The 25,707-nt window shown below is 69.4% G+C and carries 22 protein-coding genes and 2 tRNA genes; 13 read left to right on the top strand and 11 right to left on the bottom strand.

Going from position 1 to position 25,707, the window contains the following annotated elements; genetic code table 11:
- Positions 1–196 precede the first annotated feature (196 nt).
- The 4 genes from ACQ4L4_RS10090 (at position 197) to ACQ4L4_RS10075 (ending at position 2,792) form a co-directional block, all read left to right on the top strand.
- Positions 197–469 (top strand): HU family DNA-binding protein, encoded by a 273-nt coding sequence (locus ACQ4L4_RS10090; RefSeq protein ID WP_067270581.1) that lies wholly within the window; start codon positions 197–199, stop codon positions 467–469.
- Positions 470–478: 9 nt separating this feature from the next.
- A tRNA-Val gene (locus ACQ4L4_RS10085) sits at positions 479–554 on the top strand.
- A gap of 129 nt (positions 555–683) precedes the next feature.
- Positions 684–2,597, top strand: a complete 1,914-nt coding sequence (locus ACQ4L4_RS10080) for a peptidylprolyl isomerase (protein WP_431104104.1) — start codon at positions 684–686, stop codon at positions 2,595–2,597.
- 119 nt (positions 2,598–2,716) lie between these two features.
- Positions 2,717–2,792: transfer RNA gene (locus ACQ4L4_RS10075), tRNA-His, on the top strand.
- A gap of 143 nt (positions 2,793–2,935) precedes the next feature.
- On the opposite strand, the gene ACQ4L4_RS10070 is transcribed toward ACQ4L4_RS10075, so the two are convergent.
- Positions 2,936–3,952, bottom strand: a complete 1,017-nt coding sequence (locus ACQ4L4_RS10070; RefSeq protein ID WP_431104103.1) for a sensor histidine kinase — start codon at positions 3,950–3,952, stop codon at positions 2,936–2,938.
- A gap of 107 nt (positions 3,953–4,059) precedes the next feature.
- The gene (locus ACQ4L4_RS10065) at positions 4,060–4,785 is read right to left on the bottom strand and encodes a Crp/Fnr family transcriptional regulator (protein WP_431104102.1); all 726 of its coding nucleotides are present in this window, start codon (positions 4,783–4,785) and stop codon (positions 4,060–4,062) included.
- Positions 4,786–4,957: 172 nt separating this feature from the next.
- On the opposite strand from ACQ4L4_RS10065, the gene ACQ4L4_RS10060 reads away from it, so the two are divergent.
- Genes ACQ4L4_RS10060 through ACQ4L4_RS10050 form a run of 3 tightly spaced genes read left to right on the top strand, consistent with a single transcriptional unit; the run spans position 4,958 to position 7,124 of the window.
- Positions 4,958–5,086 (top strand): hypothetical protein, encoded by a 129-nt coding sequence (locus tag ACQ4L4_RS10060; protein ID WP_431104101.1) that lies wholly within the window; start codon positions 4,958–4,960, stop codon positions 5,084–5,086.
- Positions 5,087–5,785 (top strand): hypothetical protein, encoded by a 699-nt coding sequence (locus ACQ4L4_RS10055; RefSeq protein ID WP_431104100.1) that lies wholly within the window; start codon positions 5,087–5,089, stop codon positions 5,783–5,785. It begins immediately after the preceding gene.
- 31 nt (positions 5,786–5,816) lie between these two features.
- Entirely contained in the window at positions 5,817–7,124 is a 1,308-nt protein-coding gene (locus ACQ4L4_RS10050) for a cation:proton antiporter (RefSeq protein WP_431104099.1), read from the top strand.
- Between the two features lie 21 nt (positions 7,125–7,145).
- On the opposite strand, the gene ACQ4L4_RS10045 is transcribed toward ACQ4L4_RS10050, so the two are convergent.
- The 3 genes from ACQ4L4_RS10045 to ACQ4L4_RS10035 form a co-directional block, all read right to left on the bottom strand.
- Positions 7,146–7,649: a ferritin-like domain-containing protein gene (locus tag ACQ4L4_RS10045; protein WP_431104098.1), complete on the bottom strand. Its 504-nt coding sequence runs from the start codon at positions 7,647–7,649 to the stop codon at positions 7,146–7,148.
- Between the two features lie 124 nt (positions 7,650–7,773).
- Complete coding sequence (locus ACQ4L4_RS10040) at positions 7,774–8,919, bottom strand: extracellular catalytic domain type 1 short-chain-length polyhydroxyalkanoate depolymerase (protein WP_431104097.1); 1,146 nt, start codon at positions 8,917–8,919, stop codon at positions 7,774–7,776.
- A 94-nt stretch (positions 8,920–9,013) separates the two neighbouring features.
- Positions 9,014–9,544: a hypothetical protein gene (locus tag ACQ4L4_RS10035; protein ID WP_431104096.1), complete on the bottom strand. Its 531-nt coding sequence runs from the start codon at positions 9,542–9,544 to the stop codon at positions 9,014–9,016.
- A gap of 414 nt (positions 9,545–9,958) precedes the next feature.
- Here ACQ4L4_RS10035 and ACQ4L4_RS10030 point away from each other — a divergent pair, with 414 nt between their 5' ends.
- From ACQ4L4_RS10030 to ACQ4L4_RS10020, 3 genes are read left to right on the top strand one after another with little or no spacing between them, the layout of a single operon-like run.
- Positions 9,959–10,570, top strand: coding sequence for a hemerythrin domain-containing protein (locus ACQ4L4_RS10030; protein WP_431104095.1), 612 nt, complete (start codon positions 9,959–9,961; stop codon positions 10,568–10,570).
- Positions 10,567–10,689, top strand: coding sequence for a hypothetical protein (locus ACQ4L4_RS10025; RefSeq protein ID WP_431104094.1), 123 nt, complete (start codon positions 10,567–10,569; stop codon positions 10,687–10,689). The genes ACQ4L4_RS10030 and ACQ4L4_RS10025 overlap by 4 nt, the downstream gene beginning before the upstream one ends.
- Positions 10,682–13,126 carry a catalase gene (locus tag ACQ4L4_RS10020; protein WP_431104093.1) on the top strand — a complete coding sequence of 815 codons (2,445 nt, stop codon included), beginning with the start codon at positions 10,682–10,684 and terminating at the stop codon, positions 13,124–13,126. Before ACQ4L4_RS10025 ends, ACQ4L4_RS10020 begins: the two co-directional genes overlap by 8 nt.
- A 262-nt stretch (positions 13,127–13,388) precedes the next feature.
- Here ACQ4L4_RS10020 and ACQ4L4_RS10015 read toward each other — a convergent pair whose 3' ends face one another.
- The 4 genes from ACQ4L4_RS10015 to ACQ4L4_RS10000 all read right to left on the bottom strand — a co-directional run bounded on the left by ACQ4L4_RS10015 (position 13,389) and on the right by ACQ4L4_RS10000 (position 19,438).
- On the bottom strand, positions 13,389–14,570 hold the full coding sequence (locus ACQ4L4_RS10015; protein WP_431104092.1) for an ATP-binding protein: 1,182 nt from the start codon (positions 14,568–14,570) through the stop codon (positions 13,389–13,391).
- Positions 14,571–14,756: 186 nt separating this feature from the next.
- Positions 14,757–18,515 carry a chemotaxis protein CheB gene (locus tag ACQ4L4_RS10010; RefSeq protein WP_431104091.1) on the bottom strand — a complete coding sequence of 1,253 codons (3,759 nt, stop codon included), beginning with the start codon at positions 18,513–18,515 and terminating at the stop codon, positions 14,757–14,759.
- Between the two features lie 151 nt (positions 18,516–18,666).
- The gene (locus ACQ4L4_RS10005) at positions 18,667–19,170 is read right to left on the bottom strand and encodes a universal stress protein (protein ID WP_431104090.1); all 504 of its coding nucleotides are present in this window, start codon (positions 19,168–19,170) and stop codon (positions 18,667–18,669) included.
- A 46-nt stretch (positions 19,171–19,216) separates the two neighbouring features.
- Positions 19,217–19,438: a hypothetical protein gene (locus ACQ4L4_RS10000; protein ID WP_431104089.1), complete on the bottom strand. Its 222-nt coding sequence runs from the start codon at positions 19,436–19,438 to the stop codon at positions 19,217–19,219.
- A 273-nt stretch (positions 19,439–19,711) separates the two neighbouring features.
- Here ACQ4L4_RS10000 and ACQ4L4_RS09995 point away from each other — a divergent pair, with 273 nt between their 5' ends.
- The 3 genes from ACQ4L4_RS09995 (at position 19,712) to ACQ4L4_RS09985 (ending at position 21,441) form a co-directional block, all read left to right on the top strand.
- Positions 19,712–19,948, top strand: coding sequence for a hypothetical protein (locus ACQ4L4_RS09995; RefSeq protein WP_421034102.1), 237 nt, complete (start codon positions 19,712–19,714; stop codon positions 19,946–19,948).
- 171 nt (positions 19,949–20,119) lie between these two features.
- Entirely contained in the window at positions 20,120–20,506 is a 387-nt protein-coding gene (locus ACQ4L4_RS09990; protein WP_431104088.1) for a DUF4398 domain-containing protein, read from the top strand.
- A gap of 29 nt (positions 20,507–20,535) precedes the next feature.
- Entirely contained in the window at positions 20,536–21,441 is a 906-nt protein-coding gene (locus tag ACQ4L4_RS09985) for an OmpA family protein (RefSeq protein WP_431104087.1), read from the top strand.
- 21 nt (positions 21,442–21,462) lie between these two features.
- Here ACQ4L4_RS09985 and ACQ4L4_RS09980 read toward each other — a convergent pair whose 3' ends face one another.
- Positions 21,463–22,059, bottom strand: a complete 597-nt coding sequence (locus ACQ4L4_RS09980; RefSeq protein WP_431104086.1) for a PEP-CTERM sorting domain-containing protein — start codon at positions 22,057–22,059, stop codon at positions 21,463–21,465.
- An 11-nt stretch (positions 22,060–22,070) separates the two neighbouring features.
- Positions 22,071–25,664 (bottom strand): alpha-1,6-glucosidase domain-containing protein, encoded by a 3,594-nt coding sequence (locus ACQ4L4_RS09975; protein ID WP_431104085.1) that lies wholly within the window; start codon positions 25,662–25,664, stop codon positions 22,071–22,073.
- Positions 25,665–25,707 lie beyond the last annotated feature (43 nt).

Below are 25,707 nucleotides of genomic sequence, written 5' to 3'. Positions count from 1 at the left end.
GTGTGACGAGTGCATTCGAATGCGGCGTTTCAAGCGGGGCGCTGTCCCCTGGGCCAGCTTGGCGATGGTCGGGCGATGGTCGGTCGCACCCCCTTGTATCGGGACTTCCCCCTTGTCTGAGCCCGAGGGCAATGCGTCTAGAATCCGCTTCCCGCGCCGTTCGGGCGGCCTGGCAAACCAATGAGGGGGTACCTTCGTGAACAAGTCCGAATTGATCGAGCACATCGCCAAGCAGGCGGACATTTCCAAGGCGGCCGCGGGGCGCGCACTGGAGGCCGTGATCGGCGGTGTGAAGACCACGCTCAAGAAGAACGGGACCGTGTCGCTGGTGGGCTTCGGCACCTTCAGCGTCACGAAGAGAGCGGCGCGCACCGGCCGCAATCCGCGCACGAACGAGGCGATCAAGATCAAGTCGGCCAAGGTGCCGAAGTTCCGTCCGGGCAAGGCCCTCAAGGACGCCGTGAACTGAACAGATTCCGGGCGCTTAGCTCAGTTGGTAGAGCACCTCCCTTACACGGAGATTGTCGGCGGTTCGAGCCCGTCAGCGCCCACCAGAAAACCGAGGCGTGTCCACGTCATCCGTGGACTAGAATGCCGCGGCCCAAAGGCGAACCCCGGTTCGCCTTTGTCGCATCTGATGACGTGCCTTTGAGACGCGTCCTAAAAGAGACCTGAGGTTGTTGATGTTCGACTTTGTACGCAAGCACACGCGGCTGTTCCAGTTCATCCTGCTGATCCTGATCGTTCCGTCCTTCGTGCTGGTCGGCGTGGAGGGCTACAGCCGCTTCATGGACGGCGGCAACGCGACGGTGGCCTCCGTGGACGGCCACAAGATCACGCAAGCCGAGTGGGATCAGGCGCAGAAGACGCAGGTCGAGCGCATGCGCATGGAGTCGCCGACGATGGACCCCAAGGTCTTCGACTCGCCGGAAGTGCGCAAGGACGTGCTCGAGAACCTGCTGCGCGAACGCGTGCTGGCCGCCAAGGCCGCCGACGAGCATCGCACCGTCAGCAACGACCAGCTGCTCGAGCTGATCCGCACGGATCCGCAGCTCGCGCCGCTGCGCGACGTGGAAACGGCCAAGCGCATCGCCGCGCAGCAGGGCATGACGGTCGACGGCCTGTTGCAGAGCGTCCGCCAGAACCTGCAGATCAACGGCGTGCTGGCCCCGATCGCGCAGAGCGCGCTGCCCACGCAGTCGAGCGCCGGCCTGGCCTTCGACGCGTTGCTGCAGCAGCGTGAACTGCAGTTCCAGACCTTCGCCGCGAAGGACTTCGCCGCGACGCTGACGCCCAAGGACGCGGACCTCGAGGCCTACTACAAGGACCCGAAGGTCGCCGCGAAGTTCCAGCTGCCGGAAAGCGCGGACATCGAGTACGTCGTGCTGGACGTCGGCGCGCTGCAGGCCGGCGTGACGATCAATCCGGAAGACGTGGAGAAGTACTACAAGGCCAACGAGCCGCGCTTCACGACCGACCAGGAGCGCCGCGCGAGCCACATCCTGATCAAGGCCGGCGCCGACATGTCGGCGGCGGACAAGGCCAAGGCGAAGGCCAAGGCCGATGAGCTGCTGGCCGAGGCGCGCAAGAACCCGGCCGGCTTCGCCGAACTCGCGAAGAAGAACTCCGAGGATCCGGGCTCGGCCCCGAACGGCGGCGACCTGGACTTCTTCGGCAAGGGCGCGATGGTCAAGCCTTTCGAGGACGCGGTCTACGCGCTGAAGAAGGGCGAGATCAGCAACGTGGTCCAGTCCGACTTCGGTTATCACATCATCATGCTGACGGACGTGCGCGGCGGTCAGCTGCGTCCGTTCGAGACGGTCAAGGCCGGCATCGAAGCCGACCTGCGCCGCGAGCTGGCGCAGAAGCGCTTCACCGAGCAGGCGGACAGCTTCACCGACGCGGTGTACAGCGATGCGGATTCGCTGAAGCCGGCGGCCGACAAGTTCAAGCTGCCGATCCAGAAGGCGACCGTGCAACGCAAGGCCGCGCCGGACGCGACCGGTGTCCTGGCTTCGCCGAAGCTGCTGGAGGCGGTGTTCGCCGCGGACTCGCTGAAGGACAAGCACAACACGGCCGCCATCGAGGCGGGCGGCAACCAGCTGGTGTCGGCGCGCGTCGTCGCCTACAAGCCCGCGCGCGTGCCGCCGCTGGCGGAGGTCAAGCCGCTGCTGACGATGGCCTGGGTGCAGGACAACGCCGCGCAAGCCGCGAAGAAGGCCGGCGAGGTCCGACTGGCCGAGCTCAAGAAGAGCGGCGATGCCAAGGGTCTGGGCGACGCGGTGACCGTGTCGCGCGCCAAGCCGGGCGTGCTGCCGCAGAAGGCGCTGGACCAGGTCTTGCGCGCGGATGCGTCCAAGCTGCCGGCCTACGTCGGCGCGGATGCGGGCAACGGCGACTACCTCGTCGTGAAGATCGACAAGATCCTGCCGCGCGATCCGGCGCTGATCGACGCGAAGCGGGCGGCGGAGCAGTACGCGCGTGCCTGGAGCGCGGTCGAGATGGCCAGCTACTACAACGTGCTCAAGGCCGAGTACAAGGCGGCGATCAAGCCTGCGGTGCTGAAGGCGACGGCCGCCTCGGCGCCGGCGAACTGAGCGCGCGGCGCCGAAGGAAAAAGGGCGGCACTCGCGCGATTCAAGCTATTTGCAGAAGAATCGCAGAAAGTGCTTCCCACAGAGGAGAAATTTGGCCATAATCTAAGGCTTCTCCAGTGGTGGCTGTAGCTCAGTTGGTAGAGTCCCAGATTGTGATTCTGGTCGTCGTGGGTTCGAGTCCCATCAGCCACCCCACCGAATAAAGAACGCCCGCAAGACGCAAGTCCTGCGGGCGTTTTGTTTGGTGCTTCGAGCTTCGAGCTTCGAGCTTCGAGCTTCGAGCTTGGTGCTTCGGAAGTGGATCGGACGAGCCAGCCCCTGTCCCGACCGAGTCGCCATCACCGTTCAGGCGGTGGCTCCCAGATCGGCAGCGTGAGGCAGAACTCGCTGCCCCGGCCCGCGCCCGCGCTGAACACCTTCAGCGAGCCGTCGTGCAGCTCCACGATCGCACGTGCCAGAGCCAGTCCGAGGCCCAGTCCGCGATACACCGTGCCGGGCGGCCGATGGCCCTGCACATACGGTTCGAAGATGCGTGCGATGTGCTCCGCGCCGATGCCTTGGCCGTTGTCCTTCACATGCACCACGCACTGGCCGGCGTCCTGCTCCGTCCACAGGTCGATGCAGCCGTCCTCGGGCGTGTACCGCGTGGCGTTCGAGAGCAGATTGCCGACGACCTGCGACAGGCGCGTGCTGTCCCCGCGCACCTGCACGGACACCTCCGGGAGGAAGGCCATCAGCCGGTGCCGCTTCGTCTCGCGTCCGGGCGCGGTGGCCTCCAGCGCCGTCGACAGGAAGCCGCGGACCGAGGTCGGTACGCGGCGGACCGTCAAGGTGTTGCGAGACACCAGCGATTGATCCAGCAGATCGTCCACGACGCGCAGGCAGGTGACCAACTGCCGCTCGATGATGGCGCGTTCCACGGCGTCCTGGGCATTGGCCCGGAGGTGAAGCACCTTCAGGGCGGAGCCGATCGCCGCCAGCGGATCCCGCAGCTCATGCGCGACGAGCGCCAGGATGTCGCTGCGCTTCTGCTCCGCGACCTGCACGCCCAGCGCGCCGGGCTTCAGGCCCTGCTCGTAGCGCGTCCAGTGCTGCGACAGTACCGCGGCGCCCTGATCCAGCAACCATTGCTGCCGGCCATCGCCCAGCGTCACCATGGGCGTGTCCGCCGGATCCACCGCCAGCAGTTCCGCGACAAAGGGCCGCCAGGCGCCCGGGCGGGTGAGAAAGGCCGATGGCAGCGCGGCCACGAGGCGCCGGGCCATCTCGTCGGGATCGTCGAGGGAGGCGCAGGGCGCGTGGCCCGGCTCCACGCCGAAGACGCGAGGCGAGACGGATTCCTGGAGCAAGGACATCGAGGTTCCTGAAGCGAAGACGCCACACCATGAGTCCCATTCGCTGTCGAGTCTGTGCGGCGGCGAACATCCCCCGGATTCGCTCCTGGATTCGCTCCCGGATTCGCTCAGATCCCCCGGACGAGCGGCGCCTGCAGCAGCCGGTTGTATTCGTTCTTGACGACCGCGTAGCACTCGCAGGTGCGCAGCTCCAGTCCCGGACGGTCGAGCACCGTGATGTGGCCGCGTCGATAGCGGATGAGGCCCGCGTCCTGCAGGTTGCCCGCCGCCTCCGTCACGCCTTCGCGCCGCACGCCCAGCATGTTGGCGATCAGCTCCTGGGTCATGACGAGGTCGTCGCCGCGGAGCCGGTCCAGGCTCAGCAGCAGCCAGCGGCAGAGCTGCTGGTCCAGCGAGTGATGGCGGTTGCACACCGCCGTCTGCGACATCTGCGTCAGCAGCGCCTGCGTGTAGCGCAGCAGCAGCTGCATCACCTTGCCGGCCCGGTTGAACTCCGACAGCATCAGATCGGACCGCAGCCGCAGCAGCTGGCCGGCGCTCTGCACCACCCCGCGGCTGGGCGTGGTCTGGCCGCCCATGAAGAGCGACACCCCCAGCACGCCCTCGTAGCCCACGACGGAGATCTCGGCCGAGCCGCCGTCCTCGAGCACGTAGAGCAGGGACACGATGCAGGTCGTGGGGAAGTAGACATGCGACAACTGCCCGCCCGATTCGTAGAGCACCTGGCCCAGGGGGGCGTCCACCACTTCCAGGTCCGGCAGCCACCGGGACAGCTCTTCATCCGACAGCGCGGCGAGGAGCCGGTTCTCGCGCGCCAACTCCATGCTCACCATCAGCGCATCCTTGCGGCGAAAGGCCGTTGATCGAGTATAGGGCGCGGGTTCGGAGCCCCAGCCGGCGAGGGCGCCCGCGGCCGACCCGCCGGATGGGTACGGTGGCGCACCGACCCGGCGAGCGGATCGGCGCAGGCTCCAGGCTCAATCCCTCATCCGACCAGGAGCACCCATGTCCAAACGTCAACACGGCAACAAGGAAGCGAAGAAGCCCAAGCAGGCGCGGCCGCCCACGCCGTCGCCCGAGTCGCCCGGTCCCGTGACCCCCCCGGTGGCGCCGTCGCGCGTCGGCCGGCGGTAGATGAGCGCGTCCTGCCGCGGCCGGTTGAACAGCCTGAGCCTGCTCCAGCGCTGCAAGGTGACCGGCAACGACGGCGACATCGGGCATGTGCGCCTGGCGCTGTTCGACACGGTGGACTGGCGCATCCATTTCCTGGTGCTGGAGTCCAGCCCCTGGCTGTTCGGCCGCTGGGTGCTGATCCTGCCGTCCCTGCTGCTGCAGCCGATCGCGCGCGGCAGCATGCACATGGACGTCAGCCGGCGCACGGTCAGGACCAGCCCGACGCTGCATCCGCTGCAGGGCATCTCGGTGCAGCAGGCGCGCAGCGCGCTGCTGCACTACGGGCAGCCGGTGCCGCCGGCGGCGGACGTCCCGCTCCTGATCGAGACCGCGCTGCTGGACTGCGAATTGTCCTCGGGCGGCCTCGGCATCGGCCGCGTGGTGGACCTGGTCTACGACGACGTGGACTGGACCCTGCGCTATCTGCTGGTCGACACCGCCGCGTGGTGGCCGGGCGGCCATCGCGTGCTGATCGGCGTGCGCTGGATCGAGGCGATCGACATCGAGGCGAAACAGCTCCGCCTGTCCGTCGATCGCGCCGCCATCCGCGCCAGCCCGCCGTTCCAGGACATCGCCTCGATCGACCGCGAGTACGAATCCCAGCTGCATCGCGGTCACGGCCGCGACCGGTACTGGATCGAGCCATCGCTCGCCGCCTGAGCGCCGGCGGTCCGCAACGGGAGGCCGTCGAGTGAGCTTCCCCGCGTGGATGCTGGTCCTGGGCGTGCTGCTGCTCGGCATGGTCCTGGTCGGGGCGCTGCTCGGCCGCATGCAGCTCACCAGCGCCATCCTCTATCTGGGCGTCGGTTGGGGGCTCGGCCCGCAGGTGCTGGACATCCTCCGGCCCGATCCCTTCGAACACGTCGGCCTGCTCATGCGCCTGGCGGAGCTTGGGCTGATGATTTCGCTGTTCGCCGTCGGGCTGCGGCTGGGCGTCCCCTTGCTCGATCGTCGATGGCGCCTGCCGCTGCGCCTGGCCTTCCTCTCGCTGGCCGCCATGGTGGGACTGACCGCCCTCGTCGGCGTCACGCTGCTGGATCTGCCGCTGGGCGCCGCGGTGCTGCTGGGCGCGATCCTGGCGCCCACCGATCCCGTGCTGGCGTCCGGCGTGCATACCGATGCGGGCGAGGACCCGGAGCGCATCGGCTTCAGCCTCGCCGCGGAAGGCGGACTCAACGATGGCGCCGCGCTGCCCTTCGTGCTGCTCGGTCTCGCGCTGCTGGCAAGCGGATCGACGACCGGCGTCGACTGGTTGCACTGGACGGCCGTGGACCTGCTCTGGACCCCGGTGACCGGCGCGGTGCTCGGCGCGGCGCTGGGCGCGGCCGTCGGCTGGTGCGTGGTGTTCCTGCGCAGCCGCTATCAGCAGGCCGTCGGGTTCGACGCCTTCCTCGGCCTCGGCCTGATCGGCGTCGCCTACGGCGCGGCGCTCTCGATCGATGCGTCGGGCTTCCTGGCCGTGCTGGCCGCGGGCATCGCCTTCGGGCGGGTCTCGGAGCAGCCCGCGCCGCGCGAGGCCCCGCTGGGCCGTCCCGAGGACGTCGCGGGGCATCCGCATGAATCGCTGGAGACGCACTCGCACCATGCGAGCGCGACGATGAAGGACTCCGTCGGCCGCTTCAACGATCAGGTCGAGGAGGTCGCGGAGATGGGGCTCGTGCTGATGGTGGGTGCGATGCTGCCCTACGCGCCGCTGTCGCCGTCGGTGCTGGGCATGGCCCTGCTGGGCCTGCTGGTGCTGCGCCCGGCGTCCGCGCTCGTGGCCACGGTGGGCGAGCGCCTCACGCGCCGGGAGCACCTGATGCTGGGCTGGTTCGGCATCCGCGGCGTGGGCTCGGTGTACTACCTGCTGTTCGTGCTCGACCACGGCCTCCCCGGCGTCCCCGATGAGGTCGGGACGACGCTGGTCAGCGTGACGCTGTGGACGGTGGCCTTGTCGATCCTGCTGCACGGGCTGACGACCCGCACGCTGACGGACTGGCACGACGGCAGGCGCTGAGCGCCGCCGTCGCGCGACGCGTCACTCCTCGGCGGCTTCGCGGTTCACGGCCGCTTCGGCGAGTTCCGACATCAGCTCGTCCGCGTCGTACATGTCGTCGACGGCATCCTTCAACTGGCGGCTGTCGTCATCCAGCTGCAGCGCGTTCGCGAACGCCGCCACCGTGCCGAAGCCGGTGATGCCGTAATGCGTCATGCGCTGGTACTGCGCAATGATCGCGGCGTCCAGCACCGGGCCTTGTTCCGGCGCGTCCTCCACGGTGTGCTTGAGCGCCTCCTTCACCAGGCCCTCCATGCCCTTGCAGTGCTCCTTCGACACGTCCTCGCCCTGATTGGCGATCAGCGCCTTCAGGAGGTCGGTGTGGTCGGCGATGCCGGCCTGCGCGTCCTCGAGCATCTGCGTCAGCTTCTCGTTCGTGGCGCGCTGCGTGATCGTCTTGAGGGCGCGTGCCATCTGGTCGTTGGCGGACCAGAGGTCTTTCAGTTCGTCGATGTACAGGTCGGACAGGTTTGAGATGTTGGCCATGGTGGCGCTCCAGAAAGTGGGGGGAGGAAAGGGAAGGGGAAAGGGAGGGGGAAGGGCAGGCGAACGGGCGGACGCCGCGGGACCGGGCGCGCGGGGACGACCCGACGCCGACGGTCCGCCGCGATCACGCGTCGCCGGTGCGCGGATGCGCGGAGAAGAAACAGATCATCTGGCCGGCCGCGTCCGGGCCTTGCCAGTCGGCATGGGAGCCGCGCCGGTCGCCGCCGGACCAGGCATGGCCGGCGCCGTCGATGAGCCAGAGCTCGGCGAGCGCGCGTCCGTCCGTGGCCACGGTGGTCTTGCGCGTGTAGGCCCGTCCGCCTTCGCGGCCGTGCTCGACGCGCTCCGTGCCCGTGAGGCCCGTGATCGCATCGGCGTAGACATGCTCGCCGTTGAGCGGGTGGACCGTCATGTCCCGGGTGCCGTGGAAGACGATGGTCGGGATCGCCACCGGCGGCGAGGTGGTCATGCGCGAGACGCTGCGCGTGTCCTGGCCGGTCCGCATCATCGCGAGCGCCTCGGGCGCACTGGCGACCGCGCCGCTGGGCAGTCCCGAATGCACGCCGACCGAAGCGAACAGCTCCGGATACGTCTGCCCGAGCACGGCGGCCATCGCGCCGCCGGCGGACAGGCCCGCCACGTGCACGCGCCGCGCATCGACGCGGTGGTGGGCCATGACGTGATGCGTCAGCGCCGCGAGCAGCGCCGGCTCGCCGCGACCGCGCTCCTGGTGGCTGGTCTTGAACCAGTTCCAGCAGCCTTGCGGGTTGAGCTTGGTGGACTGCTCCGGATAGAGCACCAGCCACCCGTTGCGCTTGGCGACCTCGTTCATGCGGGTCCCGATGGCGAAGTCGTCGGGGTTCTGCGTGCAGCCATGCAGCATCAGCAGCAAGGGACGCGGCACCGACGGATCGCCGGGCGGCACGTAGAGCTTGTAGTCGATGGACGTGCGGCCGCGCGCGTAGGTGGCGGCGAGGAAGCGCTCCTCGTCCATCACCGGCGCGCGGGCTTCGCGAGGCGGCTCGTGATGTTCACGTGTCGTGGACCGCGACCGCAGGCTCTCGGTGGCGCCGATGCCGATGGGGTGATCCTCGATCACGCGGGCGTCGACATCGATGACGTCGTCGTCCCGCGTCGGTGCCTCGGCCTCGGCCGCCGCCTCGACCGTGCCGGCCAGCGCGTCCTGGATGGAACGCGTGGCCCCCAGCAGGTCACCGCCGCGCGTCTGCAGCGCGGCGCGCGACATCATTCGTTGAAAGTCGGGGTTCATCATGGTTCTTTCTTGACGCAGGGACGGCGGACGAACCCGGCGGAGGCCGCAGAGAGCGCGGACACGGCAGGGAAGGCGAGACGGGCGCGACGCATCACCGCGCCACGTGCTGGCCGTTGGCGGCCGTCCAGCTGCGCTGGAAGTGCTCCGCGTCCTCGTCGTTCTTCGCGCGCAGGCCCATCAGGATGCCGCCGTTGCGCACGCCTTCCTCGTATTGCTTGACGCGTTCCTCCGGCATGCTCCAGCCGATCAGCGCGCCGATCAGGCCGCCGCCCGCCGCGCCGGCGCCCGCGCCCGCGGCAGCCGCCGCGAGCGGACCCGCGATCACCAGGCCCAGGCCCGGCAGCACCAGGCTGGTCCCGACCGCGGCGACCGCGGCGGCGATCGCGCCCACCGTGCCGCCGATGGCGCCGCCGATGCCCGCGCCTTCAGCGGCCTTGTTGCCGAGCTCGGTCTCCACGCTCTTGTCGCTGAAGTGGCGCTGGCGGGTGTCGTCGGACATGACCAGGTCGATGTCCTTCGGGTCGTAGCCGCGCTCGCTCACCGAGCCGTACGCGGACTCCGCGCTGGCGCGATCGGGGAAGAGGCCGGTGACCAGACGGTCTTGGGAAGTGGTGCTGTTCATTGCGATTCCTGAAGGTTGAGAGGACCGGATGTGGCCCGCATGCCCGGACTAGGCATACCGGGCCCCCGCCCGTCCGCGCCGGCGTGCCCGGCGCGTTTGCCTATGAGCGCGGCCCATCCGGCGCGCGCCGGTCCGGGAAGTTCTCTCTGCGGTTTCCAGGTATCGGTGTCGATTACCGATTGCGCGCGGACCTCGCGATGTTTCGCAGAGTCGTTGCACAGGCATGGGTCGGCGCCGCGGCGCATGACGCCAAGCACCGCGCGTCTTTACACGATGAACACGGGGAACGGCCTCGATCTTGCGTAGGGAAGGCCACCGGACGCTCCGGACGCTCAGAGGCCCGCGCCTCATCGCCCAACTCCCCAACCACCCACGCCAGGCAAGCCCGACGGGCTTCCCAGCCAAGGAATTTCCATGCCCGCAAGCACCACCAAGACCGCCAGCAAGACCTCCGCAAAGACCGCCCCCGCCAAGTCATCGGCGTCTTCGGCCAAGACATCGACCCAGGGTTCCGACAAACCCAAGGCCGCGGCCCGCGAGGCCGACGGCGCCGTCGACGCGATCAAGCTGCTGACCGATGACCACAAGGAAGTGCAGGCGCTGTTCAAGGCCTACCAGAAGCTGGTCGACGACGATGGCGAGGACGATCTGCGCGAGCAGCTCGCCCACGACATCTGCGCCAAGCTGACCATCCACGCGACCATCGAGGAAGAGATCTTCTATCCCGCCGCGCGCGACGCGCTCGAGGACGATGACGGCGACGACCTGCTGGACGAGGCCGAGGTCGAACACGCCAGCGCCAAGGAACTGATCGCGCAGATCGCCGAAGGCGCCGCCTCCGACGAGCTCTACGACGCCAAGGTCAAGGTGCTCGGCGAGTACATCGCCCACCACGTCAAGGAAGAAGAGAAGGAGCTGTTCCCGAAGGTGCAGCAGTCCGACCTCGACCTCGACGCGCTCGGCGACGAGTTGAGCGCCCGCAAGGCGGAGCTCCTCGTCGAGTTCGAGGAAGAAGCCGCCTCGTGAGCCTGTCGCCCACAGGCATGACACCGACCGGCGCTGCCGGTCTCGACGCGCTCGGCAGGAACGGTTTCTGCCGCATGCCGTCGAGCTTTCCGCAGAACCAAGAGGACGACCATGCCTAAATCACCCACTCCGCCCGCTGCTCCCTCCCGCAAGGGAGCGGCCAGCAACGCCCCGGGCAATGCCGGCCCGAAGGCCGCCGCCCGCAACACCGACAGCGGTCCGTCGACCGCGCCGTCCGACGACGGCGGCGACGTCGCGCTGCAGAAGGCCGTCGAGACCGGCCAGCTCGCCGCGGCCTTTCCGTTCAACGCCAACAAGGCCGGCGAGCACGGCTTCGACCAGGGCGTGCGCCCGCAGGCCGGCGCCACCGCCACGCCGCCGTCGCGCGTGCCGCTGGGCAGCACGCTGTCCGAACGCCAGACCAACGACAAGGTCGGCACGCAGGCGCCCGAAGGCCGCAACGCCACCATCGCGCCGCTCGACCGCGTGCGCGTCGATTCGTCCGGCCAGATGCTCACGACCAACCAGGGCGTGCGCATCGCCGACAACCAGAACTCGCTGAAGGCCGGCCCGCGCGGCCCGGCGCTGCTGGAGGACTTCATCCTCCGCGAGAAGATCACCCACTTCGACCATGAGCGCATCCCCGAACGCATCGTGCATGCGCGCGGCTCCGCGGCCCACGGCTTCTTCGAGTGCTACGACGCGCTGACCGACCTCACCAAGGCCGCGCCGTTCAAGGCAGCCGGCAAGCAGACGCCGGTCTTCGTCCGCTTCTCGACGGTGCAGGGCGAACGCGGCAGCAAGGACACGGCGCGCGACGTGCGCGGCTTCGCCGTCAAGTTCTATACCGACGAAGGCAACTGGGACCTGGTCGGCAACAACATCCCGGTGTTCTTCATCCAGGACGCGATGAAGTTCCCCGACCTGGTCCACGCGGTGAAGCCGGAGCCGCATCACCAGATGCCGCAGGCCGCCAGCGCGCATGACACCTTCTGGGACTTCGTGTCGCTGATGCCGGAGTCCACGCACATGCTGATGTGGGTGATGAGCGACCGCGGCATCCCGCGTTCCTACGCCACGATGCAGGGCTTCGGCGTGCACACCTTCCGCCTGGTCAACGAGGCCGGCGACAGCGTCTTCGTCAAGTTCCACTGGACGCCCAAGGCCGGCACGCACTCGCTGGTCTGGGACGAGGCGGTGAAGATCTCCGGCGCCGATCCGGACTTCCATCGCCGCGACCTGTGGGAACGCATCGAAGCGGGCGCCTTCCCGGAGTACGAGCTCGGCGTGCAGGTCTTCACCGAGGAACAGGCGGACCAGTTCAGCTTCGACATCCTCGACGCGACCAAGCTCATCCCCGAGGAGCTGGTGCCGGTGCGTCCGGTCGGTCGCATGGTGCTGAACCGCAACCCCGACAACTTCTTCGCCGAGACGGAGCAGGTCGCGTTCTGCACGGCCCACATCATTCCCGGCATCGACTTCAGCAACGACCCGCTGCTGGCGGGGCGCATCCACTCCTACGTGGACACGCAGATCACGCGGCTGGGCGGGCCCAACTTCCACGAGATCCCGATCAACGCGCCGGTCGCGCAGGTCCACAACAACCAGCGCGACGGTGCCCATCGGCAGGCGATCCCGCGCGGCCGCGTGTCCTATGAGCCCAACTCGCTCGCGGGCGGCTGTCCGTTCCAGGCGGGTGCGGCGCAGGGCTTCACGTCCGTCGCCGCGCGCCAGCGCGGATCGGACGAGCAGGCCAAGGTGCGCGCCAAGCCGGAGCTCTTCGCCGAGCATTACAACCAGGCCAGGCTCTTCTTCGACAGCCAGTCGCCGGCGGAGCAGGCCCACATCGCGGCGGCCTTCCGCTTCGAGCTGAGCAAGGTCACGGTGCCCGCGATCCGCGAGCGCATGCTGGCCTCGCTGCGGAACGCGTCGGAAGAACTCGCGGCCAAGATTGCCGACGGCCTGAACATGCCGCTGCCGCCGGCGATGCCGCTGGCCATCGAGCAGGCGCCCGAACCTGAAGTGCGCGTGTCGCCGGCGCTGTCGCTGATGGCGCGTCCGGGCGACGGCTCGATCGCGGGGCGCAAGGTGGTGATCCTCGTCGCGGACGGCGTCAACGGCCAGGGCGTCACCGACGTCCATGCCGCGCTGTTCGCGAAAGGGGCCGTGCCGCGCTTCGCGGCGCCGCGCATCGGGCCCGTGCAGACGGCCGACGGCGTTGCCGTGGAAGCGGACGTGTCGCTGGAGAACGAACCCGGCTTCCTGTTCGACGCGCTCGTCGTGCCGGACGGCGAGGAAGCGATCCGCGCCCTCGGCCGGGACGCCCACGTCTACGAGTTCATCCGCGACCAGTTCCGGCATTGCAAGCCGATCCTGGCGCTGGGCGCGGGTGTCTCGCTGCTGCGTGCGGCGGGTCTCGGACCGGCCCTGGAGCCGGACGTCATGACGCCGGGGCTCTTCACCAGCGACTCCGCGGCTGCCGGCGCCAAGGCGCTCATCGAAGGCCTGGCGACGCACCGCCACTTCGAGCGTGAATCCGACCCGCCGAAGGTCTGATGCGTGCGCCTTGAGGCCATGTGAGAAGGGCTTCCTGACTGCCTGCGCCGTTGGCCCTCACCCCCACCCTCTCCCGCAAGCGGGAGAGGGAGTGAGAACGCACTGAGATGACCGTGTCGCTCCCTCTCCCGCTTGCGGGAGGGGGAGTGAGAACGCACTGAGATGACCGTGTCGCTCCCTCTCCCGCTTGCGGGAGAGGGCAGGGGTGAGGGCCAGCGGCCGTGGCAGTGCACCGGCCTTCTGGCTCCCTCTCCGCATCCCGTCACGAGGGCGGCGCCGCGACGGGATGCTCCGACACGTCGAAGGTGGTCGGCTTCTCCAGCGGCATCCGCACGAGGAACTCGCTGCCCTGGCCGACGCCCTCGCTCTTCGCCTCCACGGTGCCGTGGTGCAGCGACACGATCTCCTTGACTAGCGCCAGTCCGATGCCCAGTCCGTCGCCGCGATGCGTCGTCGCGCCGTCGGCCTGCGTGAACATGTCGAAGATGCGCGGCTGCAGTTCCGGCCCGATGCCGCGCCCGGTGTCCTGCACCTTCAGCACGAGGTGCGACTGATCCACGTTCAGCAGCACCGACACCTGACCGTCTCGCGGCGTGAACTTGATGGCGTTGTTCAGCAGGTTCATCACGACCTGCTGGAAGCGGCCCGGATCCACTTCCACGACGACCGGCATCGGCGGCAGCAGGCCGATCAGGGCGACGCCGCCGGACTCGGCAATGGCCCGGCTGGCGTCGATCGTGTCCTGAAGCAGCCGCTGCAGGTCCACGCGCTCGTAGACCAGCGTCATCTTGCCCTGGCCGGCGCGCGTCATGTCGATCAGGTCCTCGACCAGCCGGTCCATGAGCGCGAGTTGGCGGACCAGGATCTCGACGGCCTGCGCCTGTCGTGACGGTTCCGCGGGCGGCGACAGCAGCCGCGTCGCCAGGCGCATCGGATGCAGCGGATTGCGCAGTTCATGCGCGATGGTGGCAAGGAAGAGGTCCTGCGCCCGTCGCTCCCCCGCGAGACGCTGCGCCTCGTTCTCCAATCGCAGGGTCCTCAGCTGCAGATGGGTCGCGTCGCGGAACAGCTTCGCGTAGCCGCGCAAGGTCTCGCCGTCATACAGCGGCATCGTCAGTCCACTGGCCCAGAAACGCGATCCGTCCTTGCGCATGTGCCAGCGCTCGTCCTCCGCGGCACCGAGCGTCCGCGAGGCATTCAGCTCGTGGACGTGCTGCCCGCGCGCGATGTCTTCCGGAATGAAGAGGATGGAGAAATCCTGTCCGATGATCTCGTCGGCCGCAAAGCGGGTGACCGCATGCGCGCCTTCGGTCCACCCGTTGATGGTGCCCGCGGCGTCGAGGAACACGATGCCGTACTGGCTGTCACGTAGCGTCAGCAGGTCCTGCAGGAGGTCCACGTCCGCCTGCTGCCAGGCGCCGTGCTCGGAGCGGTACAAGGTCATTGCGTCTTCTTCAAGGGGCTCATCGCGCGTCCTTCGCAAGATGGATGCCCGGCGGCGTCGGTCGCGATGACCGAGAACCCCCGATGGCATCGGTAATCCGGTCCGGAAGCGAAGCTGGCCGGTGCGCTTTCCACCGCCGCCCGGCCAGAAGGGCGGAGGGGGACGCGACGCCCTCCGTCGGGCCGCTCAAGAGCGCCGGGCGAGCGTCCCCGGTCCCAGCAGATGCGCGATCTCGTCGGGATCCGCGGGCTTGGTGAGGTAATGCGTGACGCCGGCCTCCCGGCCCCGATCGACGTCGTCCAGCTGGCCGTAGCCGCTGACCGCGATCACCAGCGTGTCCTCGTGGCCGGGCATCTCGCGCAACTGGCGGCAGACCTCGTAGCCGTTCATGCCCGGCAGGCCGATGTCGAGCACCACGGCGTCCGGATGGAAGTCCCGCATCTGCGCCAGCGCGGACGGTCCGTCGTCCGCGATCTGCACGTCGTGCCCGGCGAGCGTCAGCAAGGCCGCCGTGCTCTGGCTCGCGTCGGCGTTGTCGTCGACCACCAGCACCCGGCGCGGCGACTTCGCGACGGGCTCGGCCGGCGGCTGCGGTCGCGCATCGGGCAAGCTCGCCGCCGCCTCGCGGTACGGCAGTCTCACGACGAAGCGGCTGCCCTGGGTCAGGCCCGCGCTGAAGGCGCTCACCTGGCCGCCGTGCAGCTCGACGAGCCGGCGCACGACCGCCAGTCCGATGCCCAGTCCGCCCATGTTCTGGCCCGCCGAGCGGTCGGCCTGGACGAACACGGTGAAGAGCTCGGCCTGGAACGCCTCGGTCATGCCGATGCCGTTGTCGGTCACGGTCAGCACGGCTTCCTGGTCGCCGCGTTGCAGCGACACGTGGATGACGCCGCCGGCCGGGGTGTACTTGATCGAGTTGCCGATCAGGTTGGCCACGATCTGCTCCAGCCGCACCGCGTCGCCGTCGACGAAGACCGGCTCGGGAGGCAGGGTCACGGTGAGTTCATGGCGACGCGCCTCGATGGGCTGGCGCAGCGCGTCATGGGCCTGCCGCACGATCTGCGACAGGTCCAGGCGCTCCATGTGCAGCGACACCATGCCGCGGCTGATGCGCGAGACATCCAGCAGGTCGTCCACCATGCGGACCTGGTTGCGCAACTGCCGCTCGATCGTCGCGACCGCCTTGTGCCGCGTCGCGTCGTCGGCGCCTTCATGCCGCCACAGGTGCATCGCGTTGGTCATCGCGGCCATCGGGTTGCGCAGCTCATGCGCCAGCATCGCGAGGAACTCGTCCTTCTGCCGGTCCGCCTGCGTCAGCCGGTCGAAGGCGCGGTGCTTGGTCGTGACGTCGTCGATCGTCAGCAGGATCAGGGTGCGGTCCGGCCAGGCCACGCGGGCCGCGTTGAGCTTGACCGTGCGCGTCCCGATGTGGGGAAAGGCCGCGGTGAGCTCGTAGTCGCGCACCCGCGTGTGCCGCGGGACCAGGGTCTCGAGCAGCTCGCGCAGCGCGGGGATGTTCCATTGACCGTCGCCCAGTTCGTACAGCACATGCTGGAGGGTCTCGCGCGGACTGGTCTCGTAGACGGCGTAGAAGGCCTGGTTGGCGCGCGTGACGCGCAGGTCCGTCGTCAGCACCAGCAGCGGCTGGGACATCGTCTCGATGATCGCGTCGGCGAAGTCGCGCCCCTGCGTCACCTCGTCATGCAGGACCTTGAGCTCGCGGTTGCGGAAGCGCAGCTCGTCGTTGGTCGTGGACAGCTCCTCGTTCAGGGACTGGAGCTCCTCCTTGGCGGTCTCCAGTTCCTCGTTGGTGCTCTGGAGCTCCTCGTTGCTCGACTGCGTCTCCTCTTCCAGCGCCTTGAGCGACTCCATGGCGCGATCGTGTTCCTCGAGCATCACGCGGGTCTGCTCGCGGGTCGCGCGCAGTTCGTCGGTCAGGCGCCGGATCTCGTCGCGGTCCGCATCGTTGCGGCGCGCGGAACCGCCCGTCAGCCGCGCGAGCACCGCCGCCTTGACGGCCTGCGTCAGCCCCGTCCGGACGACGGTGTCGGGCAGCGGCAGGGGCGTGTCGGACAGGAGGAAGAACACCAGGAACCAGCGCGGCCCGGTCTCGCCGGGGTACAGCGGCACGACCTCGATCGCGGCGTCGCGCAACTGGCCCGGGCCGGTCTCGACGCGCAGTCCGGTGCGGCGCACGGGCGAGGCCTCGGTGCGGGCCTGGCGCAGCGCCTCGCTGACGGCGATGAACACGCCCGGCCGCGCCAGGCGCTGGAGCTGCTGCGTCGGCGCCCCCGCCGGCAGGGCGAGGAAGGCGGCGGTCTCGCCGCGGAATTCGAGCACGTTGAGGTCGTCGTCGCACAGCACGCACGGCGGCGTGAAGCGCGCCATCGAGATCCGGTCGATCTCCCGCCGCAGCGTGTCCCGGTCCGGCGGCAGGGACGTGCCGTTGCGGCGCGGGCTCGGCACCGCCGTCATCGCGGGTCGCACCGGCTGGCCCATCGCGGCCAGGACGCGATGCGGCACGGCCTTCTTCAGGTAGAGCCGGGTGCGTTTGCCCTCCAGCGCGCTGAAGAGTTCGGAGTAGGCGCCGACGGTCTCCGACAGGCCCAGCATCAGCAGGCCCTCGCGCTGCAGCGCGAAATGGAAGGCCGGCATGATGCGCTTCTGCAGCGTCGGGTCGAGGTAGATCAGCAGGTTGCGGCAGCTGATCAGGTCGATGCGGGAGAAGGGCGGGTCGTAGGCGACGTTCTGGCGCGCGAAGGTGCAGCAGTCGCGCAGGGTCTTGGAGACGCGGTAGTGATCGCCGTCCTGGATGAAGAAGCGGGCCAGGCGCTCGGCGGTGACGTTGCGGGCGATGTTCTCGATGTAGCGGCCGTTGCGCGCGATGGCGAGCGACTCCTCGCTGACGTCGGTGCCGAAGAGCTGCACCTGCCGGTGCGGCGCGTGTTCGGCCAGGTGCTCCAGCACGCAGATGGCGATGGAATAGACCTCCTCGCCGGTCGCGCAGCCGGGCACCCAGATGCGCAGCGGCAGCGCGGGGTCCACATGCTTCAGCAGCCGGGGCAGCGCGGTGTCCGACAGCGCGGCGAAGGACTCGGGGTCCCGGAAGAATTCGGTGTAGCGGATCAGCAGGTCGTGGTAGAGCGCATGCGCCTCCTCGGGGTCCGATTCGAGGACCGGCAGGTAGGCCGCCAGGTGCTCGAGCCCGTGGAGCGCCAGGCGACGGCCCAGGCGCCGCTCGACGGTGCCGCGCTTGTAGTGGGTGAAGTCGATGTGGCAGATGGCGTGCAGCCGGCGGAACACGCGGTCCATGTGGGCGCCGTCGTGCGAGCCGCCGCGGTCGTCGGCATCGAGCGCCTGCACGTCGAGGAAGGGATTGCGCACCAGCCGCAGCAGCGCGCCGGCGATCTGCGCGGGCGGGAGCGTGCGGTCGACGCCGCCCAGTTCCACCGCGGCGCGCGGCATGCTCGTGTACCGCGCCGAGTCGTCGTCCTGCGCGAAGCCGATGCCGCCGCAGCCCTTGATCGCCTGCATGCCGATGGCGCCGTCGGTGCCGCTGCCGGAGAGGATGACGCCGATGGCCTTGCTGCCCTGGTCCTTGGCCAGCGAATCCAGCATGTCGTCGATCGGCATGGGCGGGCCGAGGGTCTCGCCGCGGGGTCGCAGCACCAGGCGGCCGTGCGCCACCGACATGCTGGTGTCGGGCGGGATGACGTAGACGTGGTTCTCCTCGACGAGCTGACCATCCGTCGCTTCCTCCACGGCGAGCGGCGTGCGCTGGGCGAGGATCTCCGTCAGCAGGCTCGGATGCGAGCGGTCGAGGTGTTGCACGACGAGCAGCGCCATGCCCGCGTTCGCAGGCAGCAGGGAGAGCAGCTCGCTCAGGGCATCCAGACCACCAGCGGAGGTGCCGATGCCCACGATGGGGTAGGCCTGCTGGGTCACATCGGCGCTTTCGAGAGGGGATGAGCCGGACCGGAGTGGTCCGGGGGAGCGCCGCTTGTCCCGATCGGGTGCTGCGGCTTGTCGTTCAGTCGGTGGCGATGCTACGCCACTCACGGCGATGCCACCGGATCCAGTTCCATCCGCCTCGGCCTCAGGCGGTGACGGACCTCCGGTCGGACGACGCGTCGCCGTGTCGGGAAGCCCGGGTGTCCTCGGGGACCGGCGAGCGGACGAACAGCACCGGCACGGCGCTGTCGCGCAGCACGAGCTCGGCGTCCCGGCCCAGCGGCAGCCTGCTCAGCGGGCGACGGCCATGCGTGCCCAGCACGATGAGGCCGCAATGCTGGGCCGCCGCTTGCGCGACGATGACTGCCGCGGCATGGGACTCGAGGGTCTCGTGCAGGAAGTACGACACCTGCAGCCCGCAGTCCTGGACGGCCACGGCCGCCTTCCCGAGCAGTTCCTCCCCGTAGGCGCGCAGCGTGCGGCGATGCTCGTTGAAGTTGGCGGCGGTCTGCAGGAAGAGCGGCTCCGCATCGATCACGTGCAGCAGCACGACACGCGCCTTCAATGCGACGGCCAGGCCGAGCGCGTAGGCGAGGCTGGCGTCGGCGGCCCGGCTGCCGTCGATCGGCACGAGGATCGCATCGTTCATGGGGGTCATCGGTGTCATCGGTGTCATCGGTGTCATGGCGCGCTCCTCACGCGATGCGGCGGATGCAGGTCATGAAGGCCGCGTACAGGGACAGCGCGGTGGCGTCCTGGCGTTTGTATTCGGCCCACACGTCGACCAGGAAGCTCACCTGGCTCAGCGAGATGGCGACCAGCCAGAGCGACATGCCCCAGCCGAACGAGCCGTAGGCGATGAGCACGGCGCCCAGCACGGCGAGGGGCGCGACCGACAGGATGAGCAGGGCGTTCATGAGCGGGACTCCGGCGATGGGATCGAGGGGACCCCCGCAGCTTGAGGTCGCGGCGCTGCGGGGTCTGTGGGCTGCCGCACGCTGGATGTCCCCGCGATCTTCTGCCTGCCCGTGAGCCGGGAAGCGGCGCCGGAGGCGGTTCCGTCTCCGTCCCGGGCAGAAAAGAATGGCAATGCCTGCCCAGGCATCCGTGCTTCAATGTCCGCCACTGACCGCACGCGCACCTGGGCCTCCCAGACCTCGCGTCAGCCAGGCGCTGCGGGGGAACGGACGATGAGCAAGTCACTGATGGTCGACTTCCAGCACACGTTTGAAGACACGGGCCGATCCGTCAAGGTGTGCGCCGACGTCATCGCGAGGGACCGCTTCCTGACCTGGATCGCCACCTTCCACATGGCCCCCAAGGTCTTCGAGATGACGGGCTGCGTGTGCAAGGCCGACGACGAGAGCGCGCGCCACGCCGTGATCTGGTCGATCGGCCAGGCGCTCGACGTCAAGCGCTTCGACTGAAGTCCTGGCGGGCGCTCACGGGGGCTGTGGCCTCAGCGCCAGACCTCAGCGCCAGGCCTCAGCGCCGGGCCTCGGCCTGCAGGCTCTTCGGGCCGCTACGTACGGCGCCGGACAGACGCGCCGTGTCGCGCGCCCCATGCTGGGGACTCACTGCCCTTGGAGGCACCCCCAATGAACATCCCCCATTCGCTGACGCGGCATGCCGCGTTGACGCTCATCACCTTCGCTGCGCTGGTGCTTGGCGCCTGCGCCACCACGCCGGATCCCGTCGCCCAGCTGGCGGTGGCCGAAGCGGCCGTCCAGGGCGCCAACACGCCGGGCACCGCGCAGCTTGCCGGCGCGCAACTCCAGCTGGCCATCGGCAAGCTCACCGCGGCGCGCGCGGCCCAGACGGCCAAGGACTACGTCGGCGCCCGCAGGCTGGCCGACGAGGCCCAGGTCGACGCGCAGGCCGCGGTGGCGCACGCGCAGGCCGCGCGCTCGCAGCAGGCCTCGGCCGAATCGCAGGCCGCCGCGCGCGCCCTGGACGAAGAGGCGGCCCGCCGCACGCCGCGTTGATCCGCCCCCATCGAATCGAAGGACTCCCCATGAATGCCTTGACCCCGCTCCACCTCCTGCTCGTTTCCACCTTGGCCGCATCGTTGGCGGCATGCGGCGCCTTGCCCGATCGCCATGCGTCCCTGGACCGTGCGCACGCGCGCCATGACGCGGTGCGCGCCGATCCGCAGGTCACCAGCCTCGCCCCGAACGAGCTGATGCGCGCCGACGCCGCGTTGACTCAGGCGGACGCGGCGGCGAAGGCCGGCGCCGACAAAGCGGACATCGACCACCTGGCCTACATCGCGCAACAGCGCGTCGTCATCGCGCAGGAGGCCGCGACGTCCCGGGCCGCGCAGGCGCAGGTGGACCGCATCGCCGCCGAGCGTGATCAGAAGCGCCTGATGCTGCGCACGCAGGAAGCCGAGACGGCCCAGCGACAGCTGGCCCAATCGCGACGCGACAATGTCCGGCAGGACGTCGCGCTGAACGCGGCGAACACGCGGATGTCGCGCGATCAATCGGAGCTCGCGAACAAGGACGTGCGGGTGAGGGAGCTGGAAACCCAGCTGACCGACCTGCAGGCGGTCCGCACCGATCGGGGCATGGTGCTCACGCTCGGCGACACGTTGTTCGAGACCGGACGAGCGACCTTGAGCGCCGAGGGAGGACGCAGCATGGGAAAGCTCGTCGACTACCTCAAGCACGATCCGACGCGCGGTGCCGTCGTCGAAGGTCACACGGACAACGTCGGCTCCAAGGCGTCCAACCTCGCGCTGTCGGAACGGCGCGCGGAGGCGGTGCTGAACGCGCTGGTCCGCCAGGGCGTCCGCAACGATCAACTCAGCACGCGTTCCTACGGATCCGCGCAGCCCGTGGCCTCCAATGAGACGGCGGCCGGCAGGCAGATGAACCGGCGCGTGGAGGTGTTGTTGAGTCCGGTGAAGGTGCAGTGAGGGCGGGAGGGCCGATGGCCCTCAGCCGACGACACGCCGACGCGCGGTCTGCGCGTGGGCGCGGCGCGTCCGGATGCCGATGAGCCCCAACCCCAGCAGCACCAGCGCCGCGCTCGCCGGCTCCGGCACCGCCGACGCCGTCACGTCGAAGGTCAGGCTGCCTTGCAGCCATTCGCCTTCCGCGACGTCGATCGCGAAGTCCTTGTACGCCTCGCTGAACTCGAGGCGCAGCAGGCCGTCCGCGCCGACGCCCAGCCCGAGCGGGCTCAGGTCGAGCGAGCCGCTGTAGCTGCCTGTGCCGCTCGCGAAGTCCGCGCCGCCGGGCGCGAACGTGAGCAGGTCCAAGCCGCTCGATCCGCCGAAGCTCACCTGCATCTCCGACAGCACGCTCGGCGCGAAGGCGTTCAGATCGAGCGACCAGGACAGCGAGTTCAGCGCCGCATTCGCGCCCACATCGATGAACCAGACCGTGTTGCCGGCTTCGCCCTGCAGGTTGATGCTCTGCGCGCCGCCGACGTCGATGACGACGGGCGTCGCCTGCGCGGGCGCGCTGGCGAGACCCAGCAGCGCGGAAGCGGCCACGACAGACGCGGCGACCAGGTGGTGGAGTGTCTTCATGACGTCGGCTTTCAGTGGGAAGCGGAGGAGGGGACCACGAACACGACCGCCGTGCGCGCCGGCACGTTGAAGCGGCCGGTGGTCCGGTCGAAGCTGGCCTGGCGGGCGCGCGAGTCGGCTGCCGTCGACGCCGTGTGGACCGGATGCAGCGTCAGCGCATGTCCGGCCAACGCCGGCAGCGTCAGTCCCCTGGCCGTCTTGTCGACGTTGATCAGGTAGACCAGCTCGTCGAAGTTGGCGCCGGGATAGCCCATTCCATCGAGCTTGCCGACCAGCACCGTCGCCTCCTGCGACGAGCCCGTGTTCAGGAACGTGAGCCGCGCCTTGATGTCCTCGGCCGTGCGCAGCCGCAGCAGCGTCGAGCTCTTGCGGATGCGCAGCAGGTCGCGGAAGGCGTCGCGCGTCCACGCGATGTCCGCCGCGGCCGGCTTGATCAGCGGGTTCGCCAGCAGCGGCTTCGCATACGACCAGTTGTCCGCGTTGTCGCGCGACGGCGGCAGGCCGACGCCGAAGTTGTTGTCCGCGTAGGTCCAGTCCAGGCGGTTGAACCAGTCGCCGCTGTCGTAGCTGTTCCGGTCCAGCGACTTGCTGCGCAGCGTGTCCGTGCCCGCGTGGAAGTACGCCACGCCCTGGCTGAACGCATTGATCGCGTTGGCCAGGATCTGCACCCGGGCGCGGTCCTCGCGGCTCGTGCCGACCGGCAGCCGGAACGCGTTGTTGTCGAACAGGGTCAGGTTGTCGTGGTTCTCCACGTAGTTGACGACCTCGCCCGGCTCCAGCACCCAGCCCGCCGGAATGCCGCCGACGTCGATCTGCTCCAGCCGCAGCGTGGCGTCCCAGCTCGTCTGCATCTGGAAGCTGCGGATCGAGCCCGCCAGCGCCGCGCGGATGCGGTCCGCCTGCCACATCAGTTCCCCGCGGGTCTGGCCGCCGTTGTGGCCGTTGCCGTCATAGAAGAAGCCGTTCACGTAACCCTGGCCGGCGAGCAGCGCCTCGCCCGAATCGCAGCAGCCGCCGCCGCGCACCGCGTCGCGGATCAGCGGGTTGAAGCTGCCGATGCCCGAGCCGTTCAGCGACAGCATCTCCGCCTGCACGAAGCGCGCGCCGTTGGCGACCTCGCCGAAGTTCCAGCCCTCGCCGACGATCTGCACCTCGCGGCCGGCGGCCTGCTTCACGCGCGCCTTCAGCGCCTCCATGACCGCGCGCGGGTGGTGGCCCATGATGTCGAAACGCAGCGAGCTGATGCGGTAGTCCCGCGTCCACGTGACCGCCGAATCGATCATCAGCTTGGCCATCATGAGGTTCTCGGAGGCCGTGTTCTCGCAGCAGGTCGAGCGTTCGATGCCGCCGGCGGCGTTGTAGCGGAAGTAGTAGTTGGGCACGACCTTGTCGAGCACCGAGGTGGCGTTCTGCCCCGACGAGGTGGTGTGGTTGTAGACCAGGTCCATGCCCACGCGCAGGCCGGCGGCGTTGAGCGCCTGCACCATGCGGCGGAACTCGACGACACGCGCGAGCGGATCGTTCGCGTTGCTCGAGTAGCTGCCCTCCGGCGTCGAGAAGTGCTGCGGGTCGTAGCCCCAGTTGAAGCAGTCGGTGCCGGCCGTGGCGGCGACGGCGGCCTGCTGCGTCTCGCCGTCCGGCGCGCCGGCGGGCGAGGGCGTGACGCAGCCCTTCTCGTTGACGGTGGCGAAGTCGAACACCGGCAGCAGGTGCACATCGGTCAGCCCCGCAGCGGCGAGGGCGCCCAGGTGGCGCATGCCGTTGGAGCCGCTCTCGGCGAAGGCCAGGTACTTGCCGCGCCGGGCGGCGGGCACGCTGGCGTCGTTGATCGAGAAGTCGCGGACATGCAGCTCGTAGATGCTCAGGTCCGATGACGCGGAGACCGTGGCCGGCGGCGCGCCGGCGTCCCAGCCCGCGGGTTTGGTCGACGCGGACTGCAGGTCCATCACCACGCTCTGCTGACCGCCGAGCGTCACGCCCAGCGAGTAGGGATCGGCGACCAGGTTGCGCACCAGTCCCACCCCCTTCACGAAGACCTGCACCTGGTAGCGGTAGGTGGCGCCCTGCAGGCTGCCCGCCTTGGTGAGGCGCCAGACGCCGGTCGCGGCGTCGCGCGTCATGGGCTCGGTGGTCGTGCGCGTGAGCGTCGAGCCGGCGATCGGCGTCGTCAGCACCAGGGCCACGTCTTGCGCGGTCGGCGCCCACAGCTTGAAGCTGGTCGAGCCGTTGGTCACGACGGCGCCGAGGTCCGGCACGTCGGCGGCGGCCGCGTAGAGATCGTCCAGCGCGCCGGCGATCTGCGCGGTGGTCGCGTTCTGGACGCGGCCGTCCGCATCCTCCTGCACGAGCACGAGTTGCCGCTGATGCAGCGACGGCAGCCGCGCGACATCGGCCGCGCGGACGGCGAAGACCGCGCCGCTGGCCACGTACTTGAAGCGTTGCGCATCGGCCGGCGGCACGGTGCCGGTGAAGGCGTCGAGCGTGATGAAGCCGTCGGCGCCGCTCACCGGCGCGTTGGCGGCGACGCTGATCTGTCCCGTCGCCGAGTGGTACAGGCGCACGGTGCCCGAGGCGCTGATGCGTGGCCATTTCACGAGCGTCTTGTTGAGCCACACGGCGCGCGCGTCGGTGCTGGAGACCTGGCGCAGGTCCGGCGTCGCGGTGTAGACCGTCGCATCGCGTTCCACCAGCCACACCTGGCCGACCTGGTTCTGGATCGTCAGCGCGGAGAACTCGACGCGGATGTTGTTGTCGCGGCCGTCCTTGTCGTTCTCGTTCGGCGGCATGCCGTGGACGATGAATTCGAGTCCCTTGCGGCTCGCGTCGCCTTGCGGATTGAGCACCGGGATGTCGAAGACGATCTCGTCGCTGCCGGCCGAGTAACCCGGCATGGCGCTGAAGGCGACGGGCTGGTTCCAGTTGTCGATGGTGACGCCGCCGGGCAGTGCCGCGGCGTTGAGGCCGCTGCCGTTCCACAGGTGCAGGCCCCAGGCGCTGTAGGCGCCGTCGAAGCGCTTGTAGTGCACGCGCACCGTCGTGATGTCGGGCGTGGCCAGCAGCAGGGGATTGCTCGGGTAGTTGGTGGTGTCGCCCTGCAGGCGCCAGACCTCGTTGGCGCCGGCCTGCAGCACCAGGCTCTGGTCGGCGCCGCCGTTGTCCTTGTTGTCGCCGTTGTGGAAGAGGAAGCCGACGGTGCCGCTCGTGGCGGCCAAGGGCACGTCGTAGTAGACGCCGAAGTCGTCGCTGCCCGCGGCGTTCCAGCCTTCATTCCAGTTGGGGCCCTGCGCGGCGCCCCAGGTGTGGATCTGCCAGCCGGCGTGGTTGCCGTCGGCGCGCCGGTAGTGGACGCGCAGCGAGGTCGCCGGGGTGTCAGGTGTTGCCACCGCGGCCGCCCGCGGGCGGGACGAGGCGGACGTCTCGGGAACGCCCGCGATCAGCGCGACGCCGTTCTCATCGACCACCGCCGCGCCGGTGCCGGCCGCCTTCTGCTGAGCGAGTCCCGCCTCGCCGCCGCCGCATGCCGACAGCAGCCCGCACAGGCCGATCGTCAAGGCGCCCACCACCCGTCGCGCCGTGCGCGACCAACCGTCAGCCCATGCCTGCATGTCCAGCCCTCCTCAAAGGTGGCTGGATGCTAAGGAAGTAAAA

This window comes from Roseateles noduli, assembly GCF_050626985.1.
GTDB lineage: Bacteria > Pseudomonadota > Gammaproteobacteria > Burkholderiales > Burkholderiaceae_C > Roseateles > Roseateles noduli_A.
This window is presented reverse-complemented; position numbering and strand designations above follow the sequence as displayed.

What these genes read in the sequence shown, in the direction of transcription:
- ACQ4L4_RS10080 (WP_431104104.1), top strand. Translation starts at nt 684, where the DNA reads ATGTTCGACTTTGTACGCAAGCACACGCGGCTGTTCCAGTTCATCCTG.
- ACQ4L4_RS10070 (WP_431104103.1), bottom strand. Translation starts at nt 3,952, where the DNA reads ATGTCCTTGCTCCAGGAATCCGTCTCGCCTCGCGTCTTCGGCGTGGAG.
- ACQ4L4_RS10065 (WP_431104102.1), bottom strand. Translation starts at nt 4,785, where the DNA reads ATGGTGAGCATGGAGTTGGCGCGCGAGAACCGGCTCCTCGCCGCGCTG.
- ACQ4L4_RS10060 (WP_431104101.1), top strand. Translation starts at nt 4,958, where the DNA reads ATGTCCAAACGTCAACACGGCAACAAGGAAGCGAAGAAGCCCAAGCAG.
- ACQ4L4_RS10055 (WP_431104100.1), top strand. Translation starts at nt 5,087, where the DNA reads ATGAGCGCGTCCTGCCGCGGCCGGTTGAACAGCCTGAGCCTGCTCCAG.
- ACQ4L4_RS10045 (WP_431104098.1), bottom strand. Translation starts at nt 7,649, where the DNA reads ATGGCCAACATCTCAAACCTGTCCGACCTGTACATCGACGAACTGAAA.
- ACQ4L4_RS10040 (WP_431104097.1), bottom strand. Translation starts at nt 8,919, where the DNA reads ATGAACCCCGACTTTCAACGAATGATGTCGCGCGCCGCGCTGCAGACG.
- ACQ4L4_RS10035 (WP_431104096.1), bottom strand. Translation starts at nt 9,544, where the DNA reads ATGAACAGCACCACTTCCCAAGACCGTCTGGTCACCGGCCTCTTCCCC.
- ACQ4L4_RS10030 (WP_431104095.1), top strand. Translation starts at nt 9,959, where the DNA reads ATGCCCGCAAGCACCACCAAGACCGCCAGCAAGACCTCCGCAAAGACC.
- ACQ4L4_RS10020 (WP_431104093.1), top strand. Translation starts at nt 10,682, where the DNA reads ATGCCTAAATCACCCACTCCGCCCGCTGCTCCCTCCCGCAAGGGAGCG.
- ACQ4L4_RS10015 (WP_431104092.1), bottom strand. Translation starts at nt 14,570, where the DNA reads ATGACCTTGTACCGCTCCGAGCACGGCGCCTGGCAGCAGGCGGACGTG.
- ACQ4L4_RS10005 (WP_431104090.1), bottom strand. Translation starts at nt 19,170, where the DNA reads ATGAACGATGCGATCCTCGTGCCGATCGACGGCAGCCGGGCCGCCGAC.
- ACQ4L4_RS10000 (WP_431104089.1), bottom strand. Translation starts at nt 19,438, where the DNA reads ATGAACGCCCTGCTCATCCTGTCGGTCGCGCCCCTCGCCGTGCTGGGC.
- ACQ4L4_RS09995 (WP_421034102.1), top strand. Translation starts at nt 19,712, where the DNA reads ATGAGCAAGTCACTGATGGTCGACTTCCAGCACACGTTTGAAGACACG.
- ACQ4L4_RS09990 (WP_431104088.1), top strand. Translation starts at nt 20,120, where the DNA reads ATGAACATCCCCCATTCGCTGACGCGGCATGCCGCGTTGACGCTCATC.
- ACQ4L4_RS09985 (WP_431104087.1), top strand. Translation starts at nt 20,536, where the DNA reads ATGAATGCCTTGACCCCGCTCCACCTCCTGCTCGTTTCCACCTTGGCC.
- ACQ4L4_RS09980 (WP_431104086.1), bottom strand. Translation starts at nt 22,059, where the DNA reads ATGAAGACACTCCACCACCTGGTCGCCGCGTCTGTCGTGGCCGCTTCC.
- ACQ4L4_RS09975 (WP_431104085.1), bottom strand. Translation starts at nt 25,664, where the DNA reads ATGCAGGCATGGGCTGACGGTTGGTCGCGCACGGCGCGACGGGTGGTG.